The sequence below is a fragment of the Barnesiella sp. WM24 genome, from assembly GCF_004570975.1.
Taxonomy (GTDB): domain Bacteria; phylum Bacteroidota; class Bacteroidia; order Bacteroidales; family Muribaculaceae; genus Muribaculum.
The window spans coordinates 1-566 of the sequence record NZ_SPPC01000034.1 but is presented as its reverse complement, the minus strand read 5'-3'; the positions used below and the strand labels follow the sequence as shown (position 1 = coordinate 566).

The 566-nt window shown below is 48.9% G+C and carries 1 pseudogene; it reads left to right on the top strand.

Annotated features, from left to right (window positions below):
• Positions 1-536: pseudogene (locus tag E4T81_RS15730) on the top strand (relaxase/mobilization nuclease domain-containing protein); the annotation flags it as partial.
• Positions 537-566: the final 30 nt, after the last annotated feature.

The following is a 566-nucleotide window of genomic DNA, read 5'->3' as shown; positions in this document are numbered from 1 at the left end:
GCGACCGTGTTGTAAAGGCCATCAAGGACAAATACAGACTCACATACTCGCCGCTGAAACAGAAATACGAGGACAGAATTCCGGTATTCAAGGAGCGGATCAGTCAGGCGATTTATTGCTGTAAGTCGTGGGATGAGTTCTCGCGCCGCCTCGCCTGTGCCGGAATTGAGGTAAAATTTCATGACGATCACAACACAGGCAAACACATCGGCGTGAAATTTACAGACGGCGATATAACAGTCAACGGGTCTAAAATCGACCGTGCTTTCACATATCGCCGCCTGAACAACCTCTTTGAGCTCAACCGCAGGCATGGGCAACAACAGTCTGATTACACTACGACGCGCCCCAAAGTAACCGTCGAATATACCCCGACGCAAAAGCCCTCACTTGTAGAAGATGTGATTGAAGCCACCGTCGGGGCAATCGGAAATTTGTACACTCTCGGCCCCGGCTTCGACCCGGAGGAACAGGCGTTTCAAAACGCCATCAAGAAAGAAGAAGCCAAACGTAAACGCAAATCAAGAAGAATCTGAATATGTCAAAGCTATATGATGACGTCAAGA